Annotated in this window: 10 protein-coding genes; 3 read left to right on the top strand and 7 right to left on the bottom strand. The window is 65.9% G+C overall.

Annotated features, from left to right (window positions below; translation table 11 throughout):
* Positions 1-448: 448 nt before the first annotated feature.
* From AB0362_RS22445 to AB0362_RS22415, 7 genes are all read right to left on the bottom strand, one after another.
* A complete protein-coding gene (locus AB0362_RS22445) occupies positions 449-1858 on the bottom strand; it encodes a plasmid pRiA4b ORF-3 family protein (RefSeq protein WP_317534339.1) in 1410 nt (469 codons plus the stop codon).
* A 51-nt stretch (positions 1859-1909) separates the two neighbouring features.
* Positions 1910-2455 (bottom strand): LpqN/LpqT family lipoprotein, encoded by a 546-nt coding sequence (locus AB0362_RS22440; RefSeq protein WP_317534340.1) that lies wholly within the window; start codon positions 2453-2455, stop codon positions 1910-1912.
* A gap of 74 nt (positions 2456-2529) precedes the next feature.
* Positions 2530-3465, bottom strand: a complete 936-nt coding sequence (locus AB0362_RS22435) for a hypothetical protein (RefSeq protein WP_317534341.1) — start codon at positions 3463-3465, stop codon at positions 2530-2532.
* Complete coding sequence (locus tag AB0362_RS22430) at positions 3449-4144, bottom strand: hypothetical protein (protein WP_317534342.1); 696 nt, start codon at positions 4142-4144, stop codon at positions 3449-3451. The genes AB0362_RS22435 and AB0362_RS22430 overlap by 17 nt, the downstream gene beginning before the upstream one ends.
* A 64-nt stretch (positions 4145-4208) precedes the next feature.
* On the bottom strand, positions 4209-5048 hold the full coding sequence (locus AB0362_RS22425; RefSeq protein ID WP_317534343.1) for a Cof-type HAD-IIB family hydrolase: 840 nt from the start codon (positions 5046-5048) through the stop codon (positions 4209-4211).
* Between the two features lie 28 nt (positions 5049-5076).
* Positions 5077-6291 carry a metallophosphoesterase gene (locus AB0362_RS22420; protein ID WP_317534344.1) on the bottom strand — a complete coding sequence of 405 codons (1215 nt, stop codon included), beginning with the start codon at positions 6289-6291 and terminating at the stop codon, positions 5077-5079.
* Between the two features lie 99 nt (positions 6292-6390).
* Positions 6391-11574 (bottom strand): AAA domain-containing protein, encoded by a 5184-nt coding sequence (locus tag AB0362_RS22415; protein WP_317810562.1) that lies wholly within the window; start codon positions 11572-11574, stop codon positions 6391-6393.
* A 219-nt stretch (positions 11575-11793) separates the two neighbouring features.
* Here AB0362_RS22415 and AB0362_RS22410 point away from each other — a divergent pair, with 219 nt between their 5' ends.
* The 3 genes from AB0362_RS22410 (at position 11794) to AB0362_RS22400 (ending at position 18946) form a co-directional block, all read left to right on the top strand.
* The gene (locus AB0362_RS22410) at positions 11794-12390 is read left to right on the top strand and encodes a dihydrofolate reductase family protein (protein WP_317810564.1); all 597 of its coding nucleotides are present in this window, start codon (positions 11794-11796) and stop codon (positions 12388-12390) included.
* Positions 12391-12410: 20 nt separating this feature from the next.
* Positions 12411-13082, top strand: coding sequence for a TetR/AcrR family transcriptional regulator (locus tag AB0362_RS22405; protein WP_068053330.1), 672 nt, complete (start codon positions 12411-12413; stop codon positions 13080-13082).
* Positions 13083-13468: 386 nt separating this feature from the next.
* The gene (locus AB0362_RS22400; RefSeq protein ID WP_317548548.1) at positions 13469-18946 is read left to right on the top strand and encodes a carboxyl transferase domain-containing protein; all 5478 of its coding nucleotides are present in this window, start codon (positions 13469-13471) and stop codon (positions 18944-18946) included.
* Positions 18947-18957: the final 11 nt, after the last annotated feature.

Raw genomic sequence — 18957 nt, 5'->3', positions numbered from 1 at the left:
ACATCAAGTCAAATCACTAGCAGAAAAACTCAACTAGCATTTCAAACAACACCCGACAACAACCACCACAAGCGGATGATTGATACATCGAATGCTTTCACCAAAACAAAATATTTCGGCACTGACATTCATCGACACACTGTTGAGTTCTCAAAGAACACGCACACACTCTCGACCCACAGACACACAGTCCGTCGGCCTCAAGGGCAACTGTTCCAGCCTATCCCAGCTTGGTCTCGGACACAAGGCCCGACTCTTGGGGGATAAAACCTGCCGAGCCACACGTCCAACCTCGTTCACCCAGTCCGTGAAGACCGGGTCGGTGTCCGTCGCTCTGACTCGACAAAAGTTACGCCACCAACCACACCAACGCAAATCGCCTGCTCAGCGACGGTCATCCGTCGCCCGAGCCACATTTCGGCAGTCCTCGAGACCGCTTCTCGGCGGCTCAGCTCAGCAATGCGTCCCGCGCGAACCTGCGAGACCAGCTCGGCGAGTCCGATACCTCTTGACGGAAATAGAACCGCGGACCGTGGGCACCGATGAGATCGAGGAAGCTCACCGTGGCCTGCGCCGCGAACTGAGCGTCGAACACACCGGAATCTTCGCTGGCCCAACCCAATTCGGCGACAGTCTCGATCAACATCTCGTTGCGATGCGTCGCAGATGCCGATGCCGCGAGGGAGATCAGGAACAGAGTCGCTGCGTCGGTCTCGTACGACTCCTTCCCCAGAGGAAGTCGCGACGCCGCATGCCGCCACATGCCGACCGGGTCTTCGGCCAACGCCGCTCCGAGCTTGGTGCGCAGCAACCTGCCCTTCGATGTGCGGGTCAACCCGAGGTGCCGCGCCGCGTCGCGCAGATCGCTGACCTGATGATGGTCGATCTCGCGATTGCTCGGCCCTACCCACCCCAGCCCCCAGTCCAGTTCCTCACGAATCGCCGCCACGAACGCGGGCTTGAGGTAGCCGGCACCGGTCAGCTCTGCTCCGTCATCACCGATTCTGTCCAGAAACCACGTGAACTTGGCCATCGCCACAGCTGCGACGGGCAGATCGACCGAACTCTCGATGGTGAGCTCGCATCGCGGAAGCAACGCCATCAGTGACGGCACCTCCGTAGGACGAACCCGGTCGAACAGCTTTCCGATGGCTGGGGCCGCGGCCACCGCTTCGGCGAGCACCGAACGCCCTACGTCGAACGAGTGCAACACCGCGTTGACCGCATCGACGTCGAATCGAGCCGGGTCGAAGCCCGCGCCCCATCGTGCGATGAGCGCCGCGTGCTCGGGATCGGACGTGTCGGCGGCAATCTCGAGCGACTGGGCGTACCGCGAAGGCCCGCCGGACTCCTCGGGTGGGCAGGCGCGCGCCCCGTCGAGACAGACGGATCGGAGGTCGTCGATATCGGAATCGATCTGCTCCAGATGGATCGTGTGTGTCCATCCGTCACCGAAGTCGTACTCGTACGTCATCGTGGACCCCGGTGCAGTGAGTACGTCGTCGACCCGCACTCGCTCCTCGCTCGACGCGTCGTCGTCCGGTTCGTCGTCGAGCGTTTCCTCCATCTCGAATCGACGCGTGGCACCGGCGGTCCTGACGCTGAACGCATGCAGGTGCCGGTCCTCCCAACCGAGAGCACTCTGCAGAACCGCGTGCAGCTCGGACAGCAGCAGATCCGAGCGCACCCGCACCCGACGCCAAATCTGTGGACGAGTGTGATCCACGGTCACCCGAAGCACCAGGTTCACCAAGCGTCGCCGAGTGGCTTCCGTCGCGCTGTCGTCGGCCGGTTCGTCGGTGTCGGACAAATTCGGCACCACCGACAGGTGCCGGACGCGACCGGTTCTCATCGACATGGAAAGGACCCTAGTCGGACCTGCGCGTCGGACACAGGGGCTCGCGGTCTTCTACATACTCGTGGTCAAACCGTCGTTGATCGCGGCGACGTCGAAGGCCAACGCATCGAGCTGCGACGCCAACGTCGTCACCGTCAACTGCACGAGGTACTGAGTATCGACGCCTACCACGACATACCGCGTCGTCACCGCGGCTTCGAGTTGCTGCGCGACGTACGTACCCCGAATGAATCGCGACGGCCAGCCGAGCCACGACGCTGTACTCGCCTCGCGCTCCACCCATCCGGGCATCGCACGTCCGTCGCCGAAACCCAATGCCATCAACGCTTCCGGGTCGATCGTGCGCGACAACGCACCGACCAGAAGCACCGCGTTGGGCGCGAAACCGTTCTCCACGAGGTTCGGTTCCACGATCACCTGGGTCGCCCCTGGGAACTGTGCGGGATCGAGCGTCTGCCATCCCGCAGGAATCGGCACGGTGATGCCCAGCTCGGCCGCCGCGGCACCGTCGAGCGGCGACACGCGCAACGAGTGTGCGTCGAGGTACTCGGCGATCGTGGTGGGCTCGGACGATTCCGTCGACAGGGCGTCGTTCACAGCAATGCCTTTCGTGGTGCACGATTCACAGACACGCCAGAGGCTACCCGCGCCGGTCCGCTCGTCAGCAGGTCCTAGAGGCAGTGACCGGCAGGGAGCTGGTTGCTGTGCGACTCCAACCAGCTGCCGACCGCGTCGAGCATTGCTGTTCCGTCGGTGAACGAACCCGAATTCGGTTGCGCCGCAATCGCCACACCGACTCGACCGGCAACAGTGGTGACGATACCGACCTGCCGGACGTCGTAACCGCCTCGGACGCTCGGCCCCCAGCCGCCTTTGAAGGCAGCATCGGACATCTTCGCCAGGCCCCACTGCTGCTCGGGCGCAACACTGTTCATCATCTCGACCACCGGTGCAGCGTCCGGAATGCACGACAGGCCCGCCGCGAACGTTGCCTGATCCTGCGTCGACCACTCGGTCTGTCCGAATGCGCTGAATTCAGGACGGATCCGCTCCCTCTGCACCGCAGTGGCCGCGTCACCGCCCTGCCGCAGAACCGCTTCGACTGCGCCACCTGCGGCAGCGGAATCTCCGAGCGAACCCCACAGATTCTCGGCAGCTGCGTTGTCGGAGCTTTCGATGGCGGCGGTGGCGTCGCCAACCACCGTGTCCCCGCCGCGACGAATTGCGGCTACGGCCAGTGGCACTTTGACCGTCGACCACCCCGCACCGGAAGTCCAGGTGCCGAGCACTGTCGGCGGGCCACCACCGACGGGAACCAGAGCGAGGCCGATGGGCCCACCCGCCGTCGACTCGAGTGCGCCGAACTCCGCGGCCAGATCCTCTGCCGGCAGCGGCTCGACAGGAGGCGCAGTGGTCCATATTTCCGCATCGGACGTCGGTGGAAACACCGGTGGCACAGGAGCAGCCGATGTTTCGGACACGAGGGGCGCTTCGGACGCGGGGCCGTCGTCGGTGGCGATGGTGCAGCCGGACACCAGAGCACAGAGCGCGAGAGCCACCGCTCCGACTCGTCCGACGCGGCGCGCCGAACTAGAAGAGGTAGACAACGGCGTTCTCGCCACCGGTACACGTCACCAACTGCGCAGACGAGACGCAGTTCATGTCGTACCGCTTGCCGGTGACCGGACTGCTGGCCACCACGGTCCGCGAATTCCGATCCGAACCGGCCCTGGTGTAGGCCAACCGAACTTCCTCTGCGAACGGACACGACGTGACCGTCGACCCCACCGCCGAGCCTCGAAGTCCGCTGCTCGACGCCACGGTCGCCGGGCAGGTCTGCGCGCCCGCAGGCAGAGTGGCCGGGCCCGGCTGCGGTGAGTTCTCGGCAGTCGGTGCGGTTTCACCGCCTGGAACACCGCCGTCGGACACTGCCGAGGATGGTGCAGCACCCGACGCCACCGCCGGAGTTGCGTCGTCACGCAGAATGAACCAACCGAACACGCCGCCGAGAATCACTGCGACCACAGTCAGAACGGCCACCACGATCCAGATGCCACCGTTCCCTTTTCTCGGGGGTCCAGGTGGAGGCGAACCAGGGAAGCCACCGGTGCCGAACACCGGCGGCCGGGGAACCGCGCCGTACCCACTCGGCTGCGCCGTCGCCGGAGAATGCGGCGCACCAGGACCGGACGAAGGCGGTGGCAGGACTCGATCGGATGGATTCGGCTGCGCGCCGTACTGTCCGTACGCGCGCTGCGAGGGGTCGCCCGAATCTGGATAGCTCACTGGTGTCCTTCTGCCGATGATGGGGCCAGCCTCTCATACAGCGTCGCGACGAGCAGACCGGACGTTACAGTTTCGTTGGGCGCGCGGTGAGCTCCTCGAGATAGCGCGCAACGGCGTCGTCGTCGTTGGATTCGAGGACTCGATCGACGACGGATCGCACGGGCTCCGCGGCATTCGACGGACACAACGCCGTACCCGCCCAGGTGAGCATCGGCAGATCGTTGCGCGCATCCCCCACTGCCGCAACCGAACCGGCAGATATCCCCCACTGCTCGCACAACTCTTGCAGCGCACTGGCCTTCGAGACTCCCGCCGCGGACATCTCGATGTACGGGGCACCGGAGTGCGTCAACTCCACTCCGTCCACCCCCGCCGCAGCAACGATCTCGTACAATTCCTCACTCGTCGTATCACTGTGCCGGGCAACGATTTTGACGGTCGGCTCGACGTCGATCGACAAGCCATGCTCCGACAGCTCCATCTCGTGCGGCTGCCGGTGATGGTCTGCGAACACGCACAGCTCGGCGTACCGAGCCTCGGCCACGAATCGCGTGGCACCCACGGTTGCGAAGGCAACTCCGGGGACGAGTGAGCGCACAACCGACTTGGCCGACGCCACCGTCTCGGCCGGTACCGACCTGGTGCCGACGATGGCCGGAGAGCCGTCGGACAGATCGAGGACCACAGCCCCGTTGGCACCGATCGCCGTGCCGCGAAATCCGCACGACGCAGCGAGTTCGTCGATGGAGTGGCGCGCGCGAGCGGTGGCCCACACCACCCTGATTCCGGCTGCGTCGGCGGCAGCCATCGCGGCGGCTGTTCGCGCCGACACAGTTCGGTCCGAACGCAGCAGGGTGCCGTCGAGATCGGTTGCGACAACGACGACCTCTTCGGTTCTCTTCACCCCACCGATACTGCCAGGTATCGCGCGCTCAGCCGGCGACCAACGTCAGAACGGAAATCTCACTGGGCGCGAACACCCGGAAAGGCGGGCCCCAGAAACCCGATCCGCGGCTGGTGTAGAGCTGAGTTCGCGCACCGTGTCTGCTCAGACCGTGCACCACCGGTTGGTCGAGGCGAACCAACGCCGAGAACGGCCAGATCTGACCACCGTGCGTATGCCCGGAGACCTGCAGATCGACGCCGGCGTCGACAGCGTCGCCGATCTGTTTCGGCTGATGCGCCAGCAACAGCACGGGCATCGACGGATCGGTTCCGGCAAGGGCGCGAACAAGATCCGCTCCGTGGCCGGGTGCACTCGAGCCAGCGGCGGTGGCGTCGTCGACGCCCGCGATGATCAATGCGTCGTCACCGCGATGCAGCACGACGTGGCGATTGTGCAAGGAGTTCCATCCGAGGTCGTCCATGTGATCGAGCCACTCCTGCGCGTGGCCGAAGTATTCGTGGTTGCCGGTGACGTACACGCGGGCCGCGCTCGCGAGCATTGCCTCCAACGGCGCAGCCTGCGCTCGACGCCGATCGACAGAGCCGTCGGCGATATCTCCGACGTGGGCCAACACATCCGGTTCGAGCGCATTGACGGCGGCGGTCAAACGATGCGACCACGTCGTTCGATCGAGCGGGCCGAAATGCGTGTCGGTCACGAGAACCACTCGTAGACCGTCGAATCGAGCTCCGAGCCGGTCGATCCTGACGGTCGTGTGTCGCACTCGGGGCGTTCTCATCGCCTCGTAATGGCCCCACAGTGCGAGGACGACCACGACGATCAGCGTCGTCACCGCGACGATCCGTGACCGAAGAGGGTCGTCTATCCCGGCCACCCACAGACCGAGCCGCAGCAGCAGCGAGAGTGCCGACCACACGAACGCGATCCAAGCCAAGCCCAACAGCACATCTCCGATGCGCGCCCACACGTCCTTGGAGACCCCCTCTGCACTCGGCCGGTGACCCAGATACATCGCTGCAGGCAGTGCCACGAATGCCGCGACCGCAACCGCAGAGCCGACCGACTGTGCAGCCGCAGGCCACTGCGCGCCCGCGAACACGACAGTCCAGGCTGGCAGGCCGACAAGCACAGCGCAGACCACGAGAACGACGGTCGGAACGACAACCCGCCGAGCTCGCGGTCGCGTCGAACCGTCCGGTGAGACCGACTGTTCCGGGCGCTGCGTCTGTCGATCTGTCATCGGCGTCGAACCCTCTTCACTCGTGCGTGCGCAATCCGAGGCCAAGACTACGTCGGCTTCGGATGGTTCGGCGCGGGCACTTAGCCTGCTCGCCGGGAGCTACGGCCGACGGCGGGTTGTGTATCCGCGAAGTCCGTTGAGCGGCAATTCGTGTTCTGCGATGTCCTCGTCCTCGGGTGCCTCGAGGCCGCTCGGCTCGGCGTCATCGGTCGTTGCTTCCGTCGAATTGCCCTGCGTCTCGACCGGATCGGCTCCATCGAGCTCGGCCGACTCGACGTTTGCCGCGGCGTCGTCCTGAGCGGCCGGCTCTTCCTGTGCGACGGGCTCTTCCTGTGCGACCGGCTCTTCGGCGTCCCCGACCCGGTCCGTGGCCGATGTCGTGCTGTTCGTGGCTTCACCGATCTCGGTGGTCGAGAGGCTCGGTGCCGAGGACTCGATCGGCCGAGCGGTGCCATCGGAACCGTCGGACTCCCCGGTACCGGATCCGTGGGTAGCCCCGGCACCGTTGGCACCTCCGGAGCCGTTGACACGACCGGCACCGTTGGTGGGAGACACACCGTTCGTCATTCCCGAACCGTTGGTCGGTCGCGAACCGTTCTGGATTCCAGCTCGGTCGGTGGTTCCGGAACCGTTGGTTGTCGTCGGTGCCGATCCTTCGCGGTCGGCTCCGCGAGCTTGCGATGCGGACGGCTCCTCGGGGGGAATGTCGATGCGCGGCATGGTCCACAGAGACAGCACCGACTCGTGGCGCGCGGGTGAGTCTGCGTGCGTGGACGTCTCGAAGACGCCGGAATCGTCGAACTGCGAGGACTCGAGTGGGACCGGGGTCCAGGACTCGTCCGAGCTCTCGAGACCTTCCACGACAACGCTGTTGGGCTTGATTCCCAGATGGGCCAACGTGGCCCAGAGGCTTTCCAGCGCCGCCTCGCGGTCCAGGTAGTACTCGGATTCACGCACCCGCCAGAACGTCCAGCCGCACCGCTTGAGCTCCTGCTCACGCTGCAGATCCGCCAACCGCTGAGCGGGGGTGGACAGGAACGTGTCGCCGTCGCACTCGACGGCGAGCCGCGAGGAGTCGCCGGTGACGACCAGGGCGAGACGCCTGTTGTTCACCTCGACACCGGGATTGACGTGAAAACCTCTCTCGACGAGGTCGTTCCACAGCTGCTGCTCGAGCAACGTCTCGAAGGGGGCCTTGCGGACCTCGCGCGAGACATCGACCGGCATGGGATCGGCCGGAGCGGGCGAGACGGAGGTGACGTAGCTCAGCAACGAGTTGCGCAGGTCCGCTCGCTTGAGACGATCGACCGTGACCGAGTGGAAGAGCCACAGCTGATCCTGTGCCCGCGACGCTGCCACGTTGAACCGCCGCTTGTACTGATTGGCGGTGAGGGTGGCGAAATTCTGATCGGGTGCCACCACCATCGACAGGAACACGACGTTTCGTTCGTCGCCCTGGAAGTCCGGCGGCGTACCGACGCGAAGTCGACGCTGCTCCCACTGCTCGATACCGATCCGCTTGATCAACTCGTTGCGAATTTCGTCGACCTGCGATTGGCCCTGCAGCACAACCACTCCGAAGGTCAGGTTGTCGTACGCGGAGTCTTCGAGGCACTCGGCGATCTGGTCGGCGATCGCGATGGCCTCGGTCCGGTTGACCAGTGAGGCGTTCTTTCCGGTCACCGTCGCTCCGCGAACGTACGTGTGCCGCAACGGCGGTAGTCGATCCGCACCGAACTGCCGCACGGGAACGAGCGGGGAATCTCCGTAGAACTGCTGACTCGACCAGTTGATGATCTCCGGCATCGAGCGGAAGTGTTCACGCAGCCGCACCACCTGACCGAACCGGGTGCGCAGCATGGAGAACAGGCTCGACCTCGGGGTCAGCGTCGCACGCACGTGTTCCGGTAGATCGGGCAGGTAGACGTCCAACCGATCGAACACGTCCTCGAGTGTGCCGGTCTGCGGAACATCGGCCGGCGCGCATTGTCTGTCGTCGCCCACCACGATCACCCGGGGTGCGAGGTACAGCAGGAAAAGACTGGTGATGTCGGCCTGGCTCGCCTCGTCGACGATGACGACGTCGAAACTGCCCGGCACCGGCGGGATGGACGCGAGCACCTGCGAGAGTGGCATGACCCAGGCGGGCACGGCACTCTGCGCCTCACGCATCGCCGATCGTGCTGCACTGCGGTAGGTTTCGGCGTACTTACCGGCTCCCGAACCGATGCTGGAGATGTGTTCGCGGTAGGTCTGCAGCGCCCGCACCTCGACTGCAGTCATTCGCTCCAGACTGTTGCGCCAGGCACTGGCGGCGGCGAGACGTGTTGTGAGGTAGGCGATGTCGGTATCCGCAGCGGCCAACTCCGCCTCGAGTTGCTGCTCGAGACCGCCGTGGTGCTGCTCGCCGACCCACTCGCGTGCCCGACGCCACGCCCAGGCCTTGGACATCTGCCAGCTCAGCTCGTCCCATTCGACGTCGCCAGCGGTGTCCCTGACCAAGTCGAACAGCGCGGGTGCGACCTCGGACAGCGACGCCGACATCGATTCGAGCAGCAGTTGATCCTCCTGCTCGGAACACGCTTGCGAATACGCCGCAACGGCGGCAGCCAGTTCCAACGGATCCGCGGTGCTCAACGCACTCACCAGATTCGAGCCCTCGGGCGACGGCCCGGCGTCGATGCGAGTGGCTACCGCGAACTGCAGGGCGTCGAGCTCGGCGCGTGCGGCATCGATGTCGATACGCGTGGCGATGGCGTCGGCGGCCCCGGCGACTTCCCGGGCGTCGGCCAGGCTCCGAATCCACGGTGCCGCAGGCGAAATGGTGTACAGCCGGTGCACCAGGGCGTCGCGGGCAGCGACGACTGCAGACACCAGACCCAGCCTGTCGGCAATCCGCGCCACGTTGTTGACGCGAATCGACCGTGTGCCGTCGAGCGGAACGACGATCGCGAGGTCGGCCAGCAGCACCGCTGCGGTCTGCACGGTCTCGAGCGCGCGAATATGTTCGGCCACCAGACGCGCAGCCATCGCGGTCGTCGCAGGTTGCCCGTCGACGGTAGCGACGATATCGAGTGCCTCGACGGCCTTCTGCTCCTCGCTGCGGCGGAACCGGGGCTTCCACTCGATACCCGACTCCAACGCGCCGGCGAACGCATCCATCGCCGTGAGTGCCGCCGGTGAGCTCGTCGAGCACTGCACATCGTGCGCACCGACATAGCGATCGGACGCAGCGGCCGTCTCGACCATCGCGTCGATTCCGCTGACCCGAGACCACAGGTGGGCGGCCTCGCCGGACAGCACCGAATCGGTCAGGCGCAGGTACGAGCCGTCGAGTGCGACGACCGCTCGCACCCGAGCGGCGAGCTCCTCGCACAAATGCCTGATCTCCGAGGCCACGGCCGGTTCCACGCCGTCGAGCAACGACACGAGGTCGGCGGCCTGGGGCGAGGAAGCGTCGATGCGCGCACCTGCGCGCTGGCAGAGCGACGCCAGTTCGGCCGAGTTCGGCAGCATGGTCTCGGGACGCGGCAGCACCTGACGCGAGCGAAGCTCTCGAGTCCCGTCGGAGCCGGCGATGAGCTTACGAAGCTGATCGACCTGGGCACCGTCGAGAGGTGGTCGATCGGCGAGCAGTGGGCCGGGCAGCCATTCGTGGGCACCTTCGGCGGCCTTGACCTTGCGCACGATGGACGACACCGTGCCGTCGTATCCGTCGGAAACGTATTCGTGCACAACAGTTTCGGACTCGCGGAGCGCGCTGACACGATCGAGTAACTCGGCCCGCCTGGCCAGAGCCGCTGCGCGCTGCGTCGTCAGTGCCTCGATCTTCTGCACCTCGCTGGCCTCGTCGAAGGAGGTCTTGCGCTCGGCGATCTTCGCGACGCTGCGGTTGAGCTCGTCGGAACCACCGCGGGAGAGGTCGGTGATGGATACGCAGAGCTCCTGCAGCTCCGGCGGGAGCTTGTCCCGCAGCACGCGCAAAGCTTGTGACTTTTCACTAGTGACCAGAACCCGTTGACCGCGCGCCAACAGCCCGGACATGAGGTTGGCGATCGTGTGAGTCTTGCCCGTTCCGGGCGGCCCTTCGACCACGACGCCGCTGTCACGCCCCAGCCGTTCGATGATCTGCGACTGCTCGGCGTTGGCCGGCAGCGGAAACAGCGGGTCCTCCGCCAGTGCCGCGGACTCCCCTGCTCCCGTGCGTTCGAGCCACGCGATCCGATCGGCCGGCTCGATGGCATCGACCAGTTGAGCGAGCCCGAGCGGTACCGGAGAGTCGGCGAACTCGAGGTCGGCGATCATTTGCTCGTAGTACTCGACCAGTGCGAACGAGTCCCGAACGCGCAGAACGAGGGCAGGTGAGACGGTGAGCGTGCGGTCGTCGTCGATGTAGGCGAGTGCCCCGGGCGGCCCGAGACGATCGAGCACCTCGATCTCGTGCCGCGGCACCCGCGACGCCCAGTTCCTCAGGAACTGTTCGACGCCTGCCCCGATGGGTGAGGTGACGGTGTCGTGCAGTTCCTGTGCCAAGGCGACCGAGCCGGAGGTGTCGAAATCGTCCGAGGCGGTCAGCAGCTGGCCGTCCTCGAGCCGCGCCGTGGTGCTCGCGGCGAGGCGAACCAGCAGATCACCGGTACGCACGTCCCGTTCGATACTGGCCGATTGAGTGATGAGGTGAGTGCGCACGCTGCGCTGCGGATCGGTGTTGCTCGAGGTCAGCAACCCCGAGGCCACCACGAGTTCGATCGACTCGGGTCGCGATGCAAGCTCCTGCATCATCAGCTGCAGAGCCTGGTACAGAGCGGCCTGCGGACGCCGATCCCGATCCTCCTGCGCCCATTCCTTCCACGACTGCGAGTACTCCTCGAAGGCCTGCTTGATCTCGTAGGCCTTGCGGATGTCGAAGTCGGCATCGGACTCCTGCGCCTCCGCTCGACGACGAGACGTCACCGAGGATGCGTCGGCCAGCTCGAGTTCGCGATAGCGACTGTCTGCAACGACCTGCGGGTCGAGCCAACCCGACAGCAGCGCCGGCGGCTCGGGCGGATCGTCGACCGCGATGCGCGGTGCACGGAGCACCACACCACCCTGCTTGGCGCGTGGGTCGAGCTGCATGGGAACGTCACCGGCATGGATCCATTCGACCTGCACGTGGTCGTCGAAGCGCAGCACCGGGTTCGAACGCGCCTCGACGATTTCGCGAAGAAAGCGCAGCAGGCGTTGAACCCTGCTCTTGAGCTCGTCGTCGTGTTCACGACCGGTAGCCGCTGCAGCCGTCACAGTTTCCCCACAAATACTCGAATGGTCGTCCGTTTCAGGGACGGTGTTTGCACACCCGGGCCAGACTAGCCGCTGAAAACCAGTTGTTCGTTGCGTCCTGAGCACACAAAATACGTTCTAGTGCTGGTTCACAAAGACCGACTTCGGTCACTGGATCCGCCACAGCGACATACCCCGCAGGCCCACGGGTTCTCACCCGTCGAACACGACAGGAGCCGAATGCGCAACCTGGTCTACTACATCGCCGTCACCCTCGACGGGTTCATCGCTGCACCCGATGGCAACTTCGACTGCTTCGTGCCCGACGGCGATCATCTCGACGCCATCGTGGCCGAGCTGCCCGAGACGTTGCCGGGCCACGTTCGTGCCATGTTCGGCCTCGACGGTCCACCCGCTCGATTCGACACCCTCCTCATGGGCCGCGAGACGTTGCAGCCGGCGCTCGACGTCGGTATCACCAGTCCCTATCCCCACCTGCGCCAGTACGTCTTCTCGCGCACCCTCGCACCGTCGGACGACCCCACCGTCACCGTCGTGAACGAGGATCCGATCGGACTGGTCAGGAGCCTGAAGGCCGAGGATTCCGAGTACGACGTCTGGATCTGCGGAGGTGGAAACCTGGCGGGTCAACTGCTGCCCGAGATCGACGAGCTGTTCCTCAAGGTCAATCCCGTCGTGCTCGGCAGGGGCATCGGCCTGTTCTCGTCCGGAATCGGACCCGATCCGTTCCCCGCGGAGCGGTTCGAGCACCTCGAATCACGCCAGTTCGACAGCGGGGTGAGATTCTCCCGGTTCATCCGCCCGGACGCGCGCTGACGATGACGTATAAAGACTGAATGCCTGCCGCGCCGGAGCCAGACCGTGAGCTGCCGAATCGGGAGCTGCCGACCACCCCGCGAGGGCTGCGAACCCGTACCTCGCTCGTGGCCGCCGCGCGTCGGGTCTTCGAGGACAGCGGTTACCTCGACTCCCGGTTGATCGACATCACCCGCGCTGCTCGATGCTCCGCCGGCACCTTCTACACCTATTTCACCAGCAAGGAAGAGATCCTGGCCGCAGTGCTCGAGCAGGCCAGGGACGACATGCTGCATCCCGGAACCGAGCGAGTGAACCCGCACGACGATCCGGTTGCCGTGATAGCCGCGAGCAACCGTGCGTACTTCGAGGCATACCGCCGCAACGCGAAGCTGATGGCGCTGCTCGAGCAGGTCTCGAACATCGATCCCGAGTTCCGACGCCTCCGCCGTGAACGCGCCGATGCCTTCGTCAGGCGCAACGCCCGCAGCATCGAGAGCCTGCAGAGCCGCGGTCTGGCCGACGCGGAACTCGATCCCCTGCTCGCCTCGCGCGCACTGTCGTCGATGATCAGCCGGCTCGCGTTCAATCACTTCGTCGTCGACGCCGCAGACGGCCTCCCACCCGCGGACTCCGAGGATCTGCTCGCGACGGCGACGAGGCTGTGGGTCAACGCGCTGCGACTGCCACGGGCGAGCGAGGGCGACAGGTGAGGGAGACCGCACTCGGCGACGAGCGAACCAACTCGAGCCGATCGGCTCGAGTTGTACCCGTCGGTAATGTACCCGCCGGTAGCAACAGAAGTCGTCGAATCTCGAATTACGCCACGCGCCAACGCTACTCGCGAGTACGTTAGCGAGGTGAACAGAACTCGACAGCAGGTTCGGAGCGAAATTGCTTGCCACAGAATATGATTCACTTGTTGGTGATCAATCACACTCACGCCGAACGCCGTTGGCGATGCACAGGGCCTCGTTACCGTTAGAATGAGCCGATCGGAGTGCCGCACGGTGGACGAGAAATCGACATGCCCGGCACCAATCCACGTTCCATCGAGTGCACCGACGCGGTGCGCCCACACCGAGCGAAGAGAGATACGTTGTTCAAGCGGATTGCAGTAGTCAACCGAGGCGAGGCAGCAGTACGCCTGATCCGAGCCGTCCGAGAGCTCAACGCCGAACACGATTACGGCATCCGCACCGTAGCGCTGCACACCGAAGCGGAGAAGCGGGCCATGTTCGTCCGCCAGGCCGACGAAGCGGTCACGCTGCGCAAGCCTGCGACCGGCTCGGCCTACCTCGACTACGGCGTCCTCGAGGCGGCGCTGGTCGAGTCCGGTGCCGACGCGGTGTGGGTCGGCTGGGGCTTCGTCGCCGAGGACCCGACGTTCGCCGACCTCGTCGCGCGCCTGAACATCACCTTCATCGGCCCGTCGGCCGACGCGATGCGCCTGCTCGGTGACAAGGTCGAGGCCAAGATCCTCGCCGAGAAGGTCGGCGTTCCCGTCGCACCGTGGTCCGGCGGCCCCGTCGAGACCCGCGCCGACGCGAGGCGTCACGCAGCGGCGATCGGGTACCCGCTGATCATCAAGGCCCGCTCCGGCGGCGGTGGCCGCGGTATCCGCAAGGTCTTCCACGAGGACGAACTCGAACTGTCCCTCGAACGTACCCAGGGTGAGGCCGAGCGCTCGTTCGGCGACCCCGTCGTCTTCCTCGAACGGCTCGTCACCGATGCCCGCCACGTCGAGGTTCAGGTGATCGCCGACAGCCACGGCAACGTCTGGGCCCCGGGCGTGCGCGACTGCTCCATCCAGCGCCGCAACCAGAAGGTCATCGAGGAGTCCAGCTCCCCACTGCTCACCAAGGAGCAGGCCGACGAACTGCGCACCGCCTCCGCCGAGCTCGTCAAGGCCGCCGGCTACCAGGGCGCAGGCACCGTCGAGTACCTGTACCAGCCCGAGCAGAAAATCTTCACGTTCCTCGAGGTCAACACCCGCCTCCAGGTCGAGCACCCCATCACCGAATACACCACCGGCATCGACCTGGTGAAGCTGCAGATCCTCGTCGCCGACGGCCAGGCACTGCCCGGTGAATGCCCCACCGAGTTCGGCCATGCCGTCGAGGCCCGCCTCAACGCCGAGGACGCCGACAACGGCTTCGCTCCGGCTCCCGGCACCGTCGAGCTGCTCAAGTTCCCGCTCGGCACCGGCATCCGCGTCGACACCGGTATCGCGCAGGGCGACGTCATCCCGCCCGACTACGACTCGATGGTCGCCAAGGTCATCGCCTGGGGCCGCGACCGCAGCGAAGCGTTGGCTCGTTTGCGCAACGCGCTGCGTGAGACCACCGTCGTCATCGACGGCGGCACCACCACCAAGTCGTTCCTGCTGAGCCTGCTCGACCGCGAGGAAGTCATCTCCGCCTCCGCCGACACCGGCTGGCTCGACCGCACCGAGGCCGGCTCCCAGGTGGGCCCGACGGCCGTCGCCGACATCGCCATCATCGCCGCGGCCATCGACGCCTACGACGCCGAGGAAGGCCGCGAGCGCACCGCGTTCCTCAGCTCCGCACGCGGCGGCCGGCCGCGCGCCACCCATGCCATCGGCCGCACGGTCGAGCTGAACTACCAGGGCCAGGCCTACAAGCTCGAGGTCGGCCAGACCGGCACGCACCGCTACAGCATCGACGGTGACGGCATCGGCGATCTGCAGGTCGACGTCGAGCGCCTCGGCACCTACGAGAGCCGCCTCGTCATCGGCGACCGTCGCTACCAGGTGGTCACCGTCGCCGGAGCCGCGCACTTCCTCGTCGAGGTCGACGGCATCAGCCACCAGATCTCGCAGGACGAGGCCGGGTTGGTCCGCGCACCGGCACCCGCCGTCGTCGTCGCCGTCCCGGTCGCCGTCGGCGACGAGGTCGAAGCAGGACAGACTCTCGTCGTCCTCGAGTCGATGAAGATGGAAACCGCCGTCCGCTCCCCCTACGCAGGCACCGTGCGTGAGGTACTGGCCTCGGTCAACGGACAGGTCGACGCCGGAGCGGCACTGCTGCGCGTCGATCAGGCCGGTGAGCAGAAGGTCTCCGAGCAGGCACCGCGCGTGCAGTTCCGCGGTATGGACGATGCCGCACAGCGTTCGCCGCAGCGTCGGGCACTGGACCGACTCGACGAACTCGCCGCACTCATCACCGGCTTCGACGTCAGCGGAGCCCGGGCCCGAAACCTGTTGTCCACCTACGAGACTCTGCGTGCCGACGTGCCGCGCAACGATTCGGGTCTGGTCTCGGCCGAGCTGGATCTGCTCAACACGTTCGCCGATATCTGCGAGCTCTCTCGCAACAGGCCGACGATGGACGAGGAAAGTAACGACGAGCGCGTCCACTCCCCTCGTGAGCACTTCCACTCGTTCCTGCACTCGCTCGACGCAGACGTTCAGGGTCTCCCGGATTCGTTCCGCGCCAAGCTCACTCGCGCACTCGCGCATTACGATGCCGCCATCGACGAGGGCCGTACCCCCGAACTCGAAGAGGCCGTCTACCGCGTCTTCCTCGCTCTGCAGCGCATGGAGAACCAGGTTCCGGTCATCGCGGCCCTGCTCGGCCACTGGCTCAGCGACTGCTCCGCGCAGCCCGAAGCCACCCCGGCCATGGCCGAGGTACTCGAGCGCCTCATCGGTGCCACCCAGGCCCGCTACCCGGTCATCGGCGACGTCGCTCGCAACCTGCGCTTCCGGCTGTTCGACGAGCCGCAGATCCGCAGTGCACGCGAGAAGATCTACGACGGCGTCCGTGGCAGCCTGCAGTACCTTGCCGAGAACCCCGACGCCGCCGACTACTCGGCCCGCATCGCAGCTCTGGTCTCCACCCCGGAGCCGTTGATCGAGCTACTGGCACAACGGATCACCGATCCCGGTGCCCTGCTCGAAGTGATCACCCGTCAGTACTACGAGATCCGCACCCTCGAAGACGTCAAGGCCTTCGACCGCGACGGCAAGCACTTCGTCACCGGCAACTTCGAGCTCTCGGGCGAACGGCTGCACCTGGTATCGACCGCAACCGATTTCGACTCGCTCGCAGCAACTCTGGATTCGGTCGACGACATCGCCGGACCGGCACCGGAGAACCTGGCGGTGGACCTCTACCTGTCCTGGCCGGACGCTCCGACCGACGGCGACGAACTCTCGGCCCAGCTCCAAGCCGTGTTGGCTGCCCACCCGGGCACGGGCCACTGGCGCCGCGTGACGGTGACCGCCTTCGGTTCCGACACCCGCAAGATGACCTACCGTCGCACCACGGCCGAAGGATCCGAGCCTCTCGCCGAGGACACGATCATTCGAGACATGCACCCGCTGACCGGTCAGCGACTCGACCTGTGGCGGCTGAAGAACTTCGACGGTGTCCGGTTGCCCGCCAGCGCCGGAACCTACCTGTTCCACCTGACGTCGAAGGCCAACCCCTCCGACGAGCGGCTCGTCGCACTCGCCGAGATCCGCGGCGTCACAACACAGTTGGACGACGCCGGAAACATCGTCGCGGTACCGGAGATCGAACGCACCGTCGCCGCCTGCCTCGACGGCATCCGCCGCGCCCAGGCCGGACGCGGCAAGAAGCGTCTCGACGCCAACCGCGTCGTGCTCTACGTCTGGCCCGTCCTGAACGTGCCCGCCGACCGCATCGCCACCATCGCACGGCACATCGCGCCGCTGACGATCGGCGCGGGCCTCGAGGAGATCACCCTCATCGCACGTCTGGCCGAGACCCCGGGCGCGACGCCACGCGAGGTCGCGTTGCGTCTGTCGTACCGTTCCGGTGCAGGCATCGTCGCCAAGGTGACCCCGCCGCCGACCGAGCCGATGCGTCCGCTCGACGAGTACACCCAGAAGGTTCAGCGGTCCCAGGCCCGCGGCACCGTGTACCCGTACGAGCTGATTCCGTTGCTGAGCAGCAACGGCGGCACGTTCACCGAGTACGACTTCGACGCCGACGGCGTGCTCGCCCCGGTCGATCGTCCCTACGGCCGCAACACCGCAGGCGTCATCGTCGGTGTGGCCACCACACCGACCGCCAAGTACCCCGAGGGCATCACCCGCGTCGCACTGTTCGGCGACCCGACCAAGGCACTCGGCACCGTCGCCGAGGCCGAGTGCTCGCGGATCGTCGCGGCCATCGACCTCGCCGAGCAACTCGGCGCACCCGTCGAGTGGTTCGCATTGTCCTCCGGTGCAACGATTTCCATGGAGTCGGGCACCGAGAACATGGACTGGGTCTCACGCGGCCTGCGTCGCATCATCACCTTCACCCAGGCCGGCGGTGAGATCAACATCGTCGTCGCAGGCATCAACGTCGGCGCGCAGCCGTACTGGAACGCCGAAGCCACCATGCTCACCCACACCAAGGGCATCCTGGTGATGACCCCCGACAGTGCGATGGTGCTCACCGGAAAGCAGTCCCTGGACTACTCCGGCGGCGTCTCGGCCGAGGACAACTTCGGCATCGGCGGCTACGACCGCGTCATGGGCCCCAACGGCCAGGCGCAGTACTGGGCACCGAACCTGCGGGCCGCGTGCGACATCCTGTTCGCGCACTACGACCACGCGTATGCCGCACCGGGAGAACGATTCCCGCGTCGAGCAGCCACCGCAGACCCGACCGAGCGCGACGTGCGTACCTACCCGCACGTGCACCCGTCGAGCGACTTCACCACCGTCGGCGACATCTTCTCCTCGGTCACCAACCCGGACCGCAAGAAGCCGTTCGACATTCGCACCGTCATGCGCGCCGTGGTGGACCAGGATCACTCAGTACTCGAGCGTTGGGCCGACATGGCCGACGCCGATACCTCCGTGGTGTTCGACGCCCACCTCGCCGGAATCCCGGTGTCCGTCATCGGTATCGAATCGCGAGCCATCCCCCGTAAGGGCTGGTTCCCGTCCGACGGCCCCGACCAGTGGACCTCGGGCACCCTGTTCCCGAACTCGTCGAAGAAGACAGCACGCGCCATCAACGCCGCCAGCGGAAGCCGGCCGATCGTGGTGCTGGCCAACCTCTCCGGCTTCGACGGATCACCGGAATCGCTGCGCAACATCCAGCTCGAATACGGTGCCGAGATCGGCCGCGCCATCGTCAACTTCGACGGACCGGTTGTGTTCTGCGTGGTATCGCGTTACCACGGAGGCGCTTTCGTGGTGTTCTCCGGAGCGCTCAACGACAACATGGAGGTCCTCGCAGTGGAGGGCTCCTTCGCCTCCGTGCTCGGCGGTGCCCCGGCCGCAGCAGTGGTGTTCACCCGCGACGTCAACGCCCGCACCGCAGCGGATCCGACCGTCAAGGAACTCGAGACTGCACTGAACAACGCCTCGGACGACGCAACCCGCTCGGCCCTGCGCGTCGAACTGGCCACCGTGCGAGCGAACGCACGCAACGCCAAACTGGGTGAAGTGGCAGCCGAATTCGAGGCCATCCACAACATCCAGCGAGCACAGAACGTCGGATCGGTGCACCACATCGTCCCCGCCGCCGAACTGCGCCCGCAGCTTGTCGCCGCCATCGAACGCGGAATGGCGCGGTCGCTGGCCAAGTAGGACTCTGGTTC

This window comes from Rhodococcus sp. NPDC079359 (genome assembly GCF_040702585.1).
Taxonomy (GTDB): domain Bacteria; phylum Actinomycetota; class Actinomycetes; order Mycobacteriales; family Mycobacteriaceae; genus Rhodococcoides.
Note: the sequence above shows the minus strand (reverse complement) of the source record. Positions and strands in the feature narration are given on the sequence as shown.

Coding starts and splice junctions, on each gene's coding strand:
- AB0362_RS22405 (WP_068053330.1), top strand. CDS start 12,411: ATGCCTGCCGCGCCGGAGCCAGACCGTGAGCTGCCGAATCGGGAGCTG.
- AB0362_RS22445 (WP_317534339.1), bottom strand. CDS start 1,858: ATGTCGATGAGAACCGGTCGCGTCCGGCACCTGTCGGTGGTGCCGAAT.
- AB0362_RS22420 (WP_317534344.1), bottom strand. CDS start 6,291: ATGACAGATCGACAGACGCAGCGCCCGGAACAGTCGGTCTCACCGGAC.
- AB0362_RS22410 (WP_317810564.1), top strand. CDS start 11,794: ATGCGCAACCTGGTCTACTACATCGCCGTCACCCTCGACGGGTTCATC.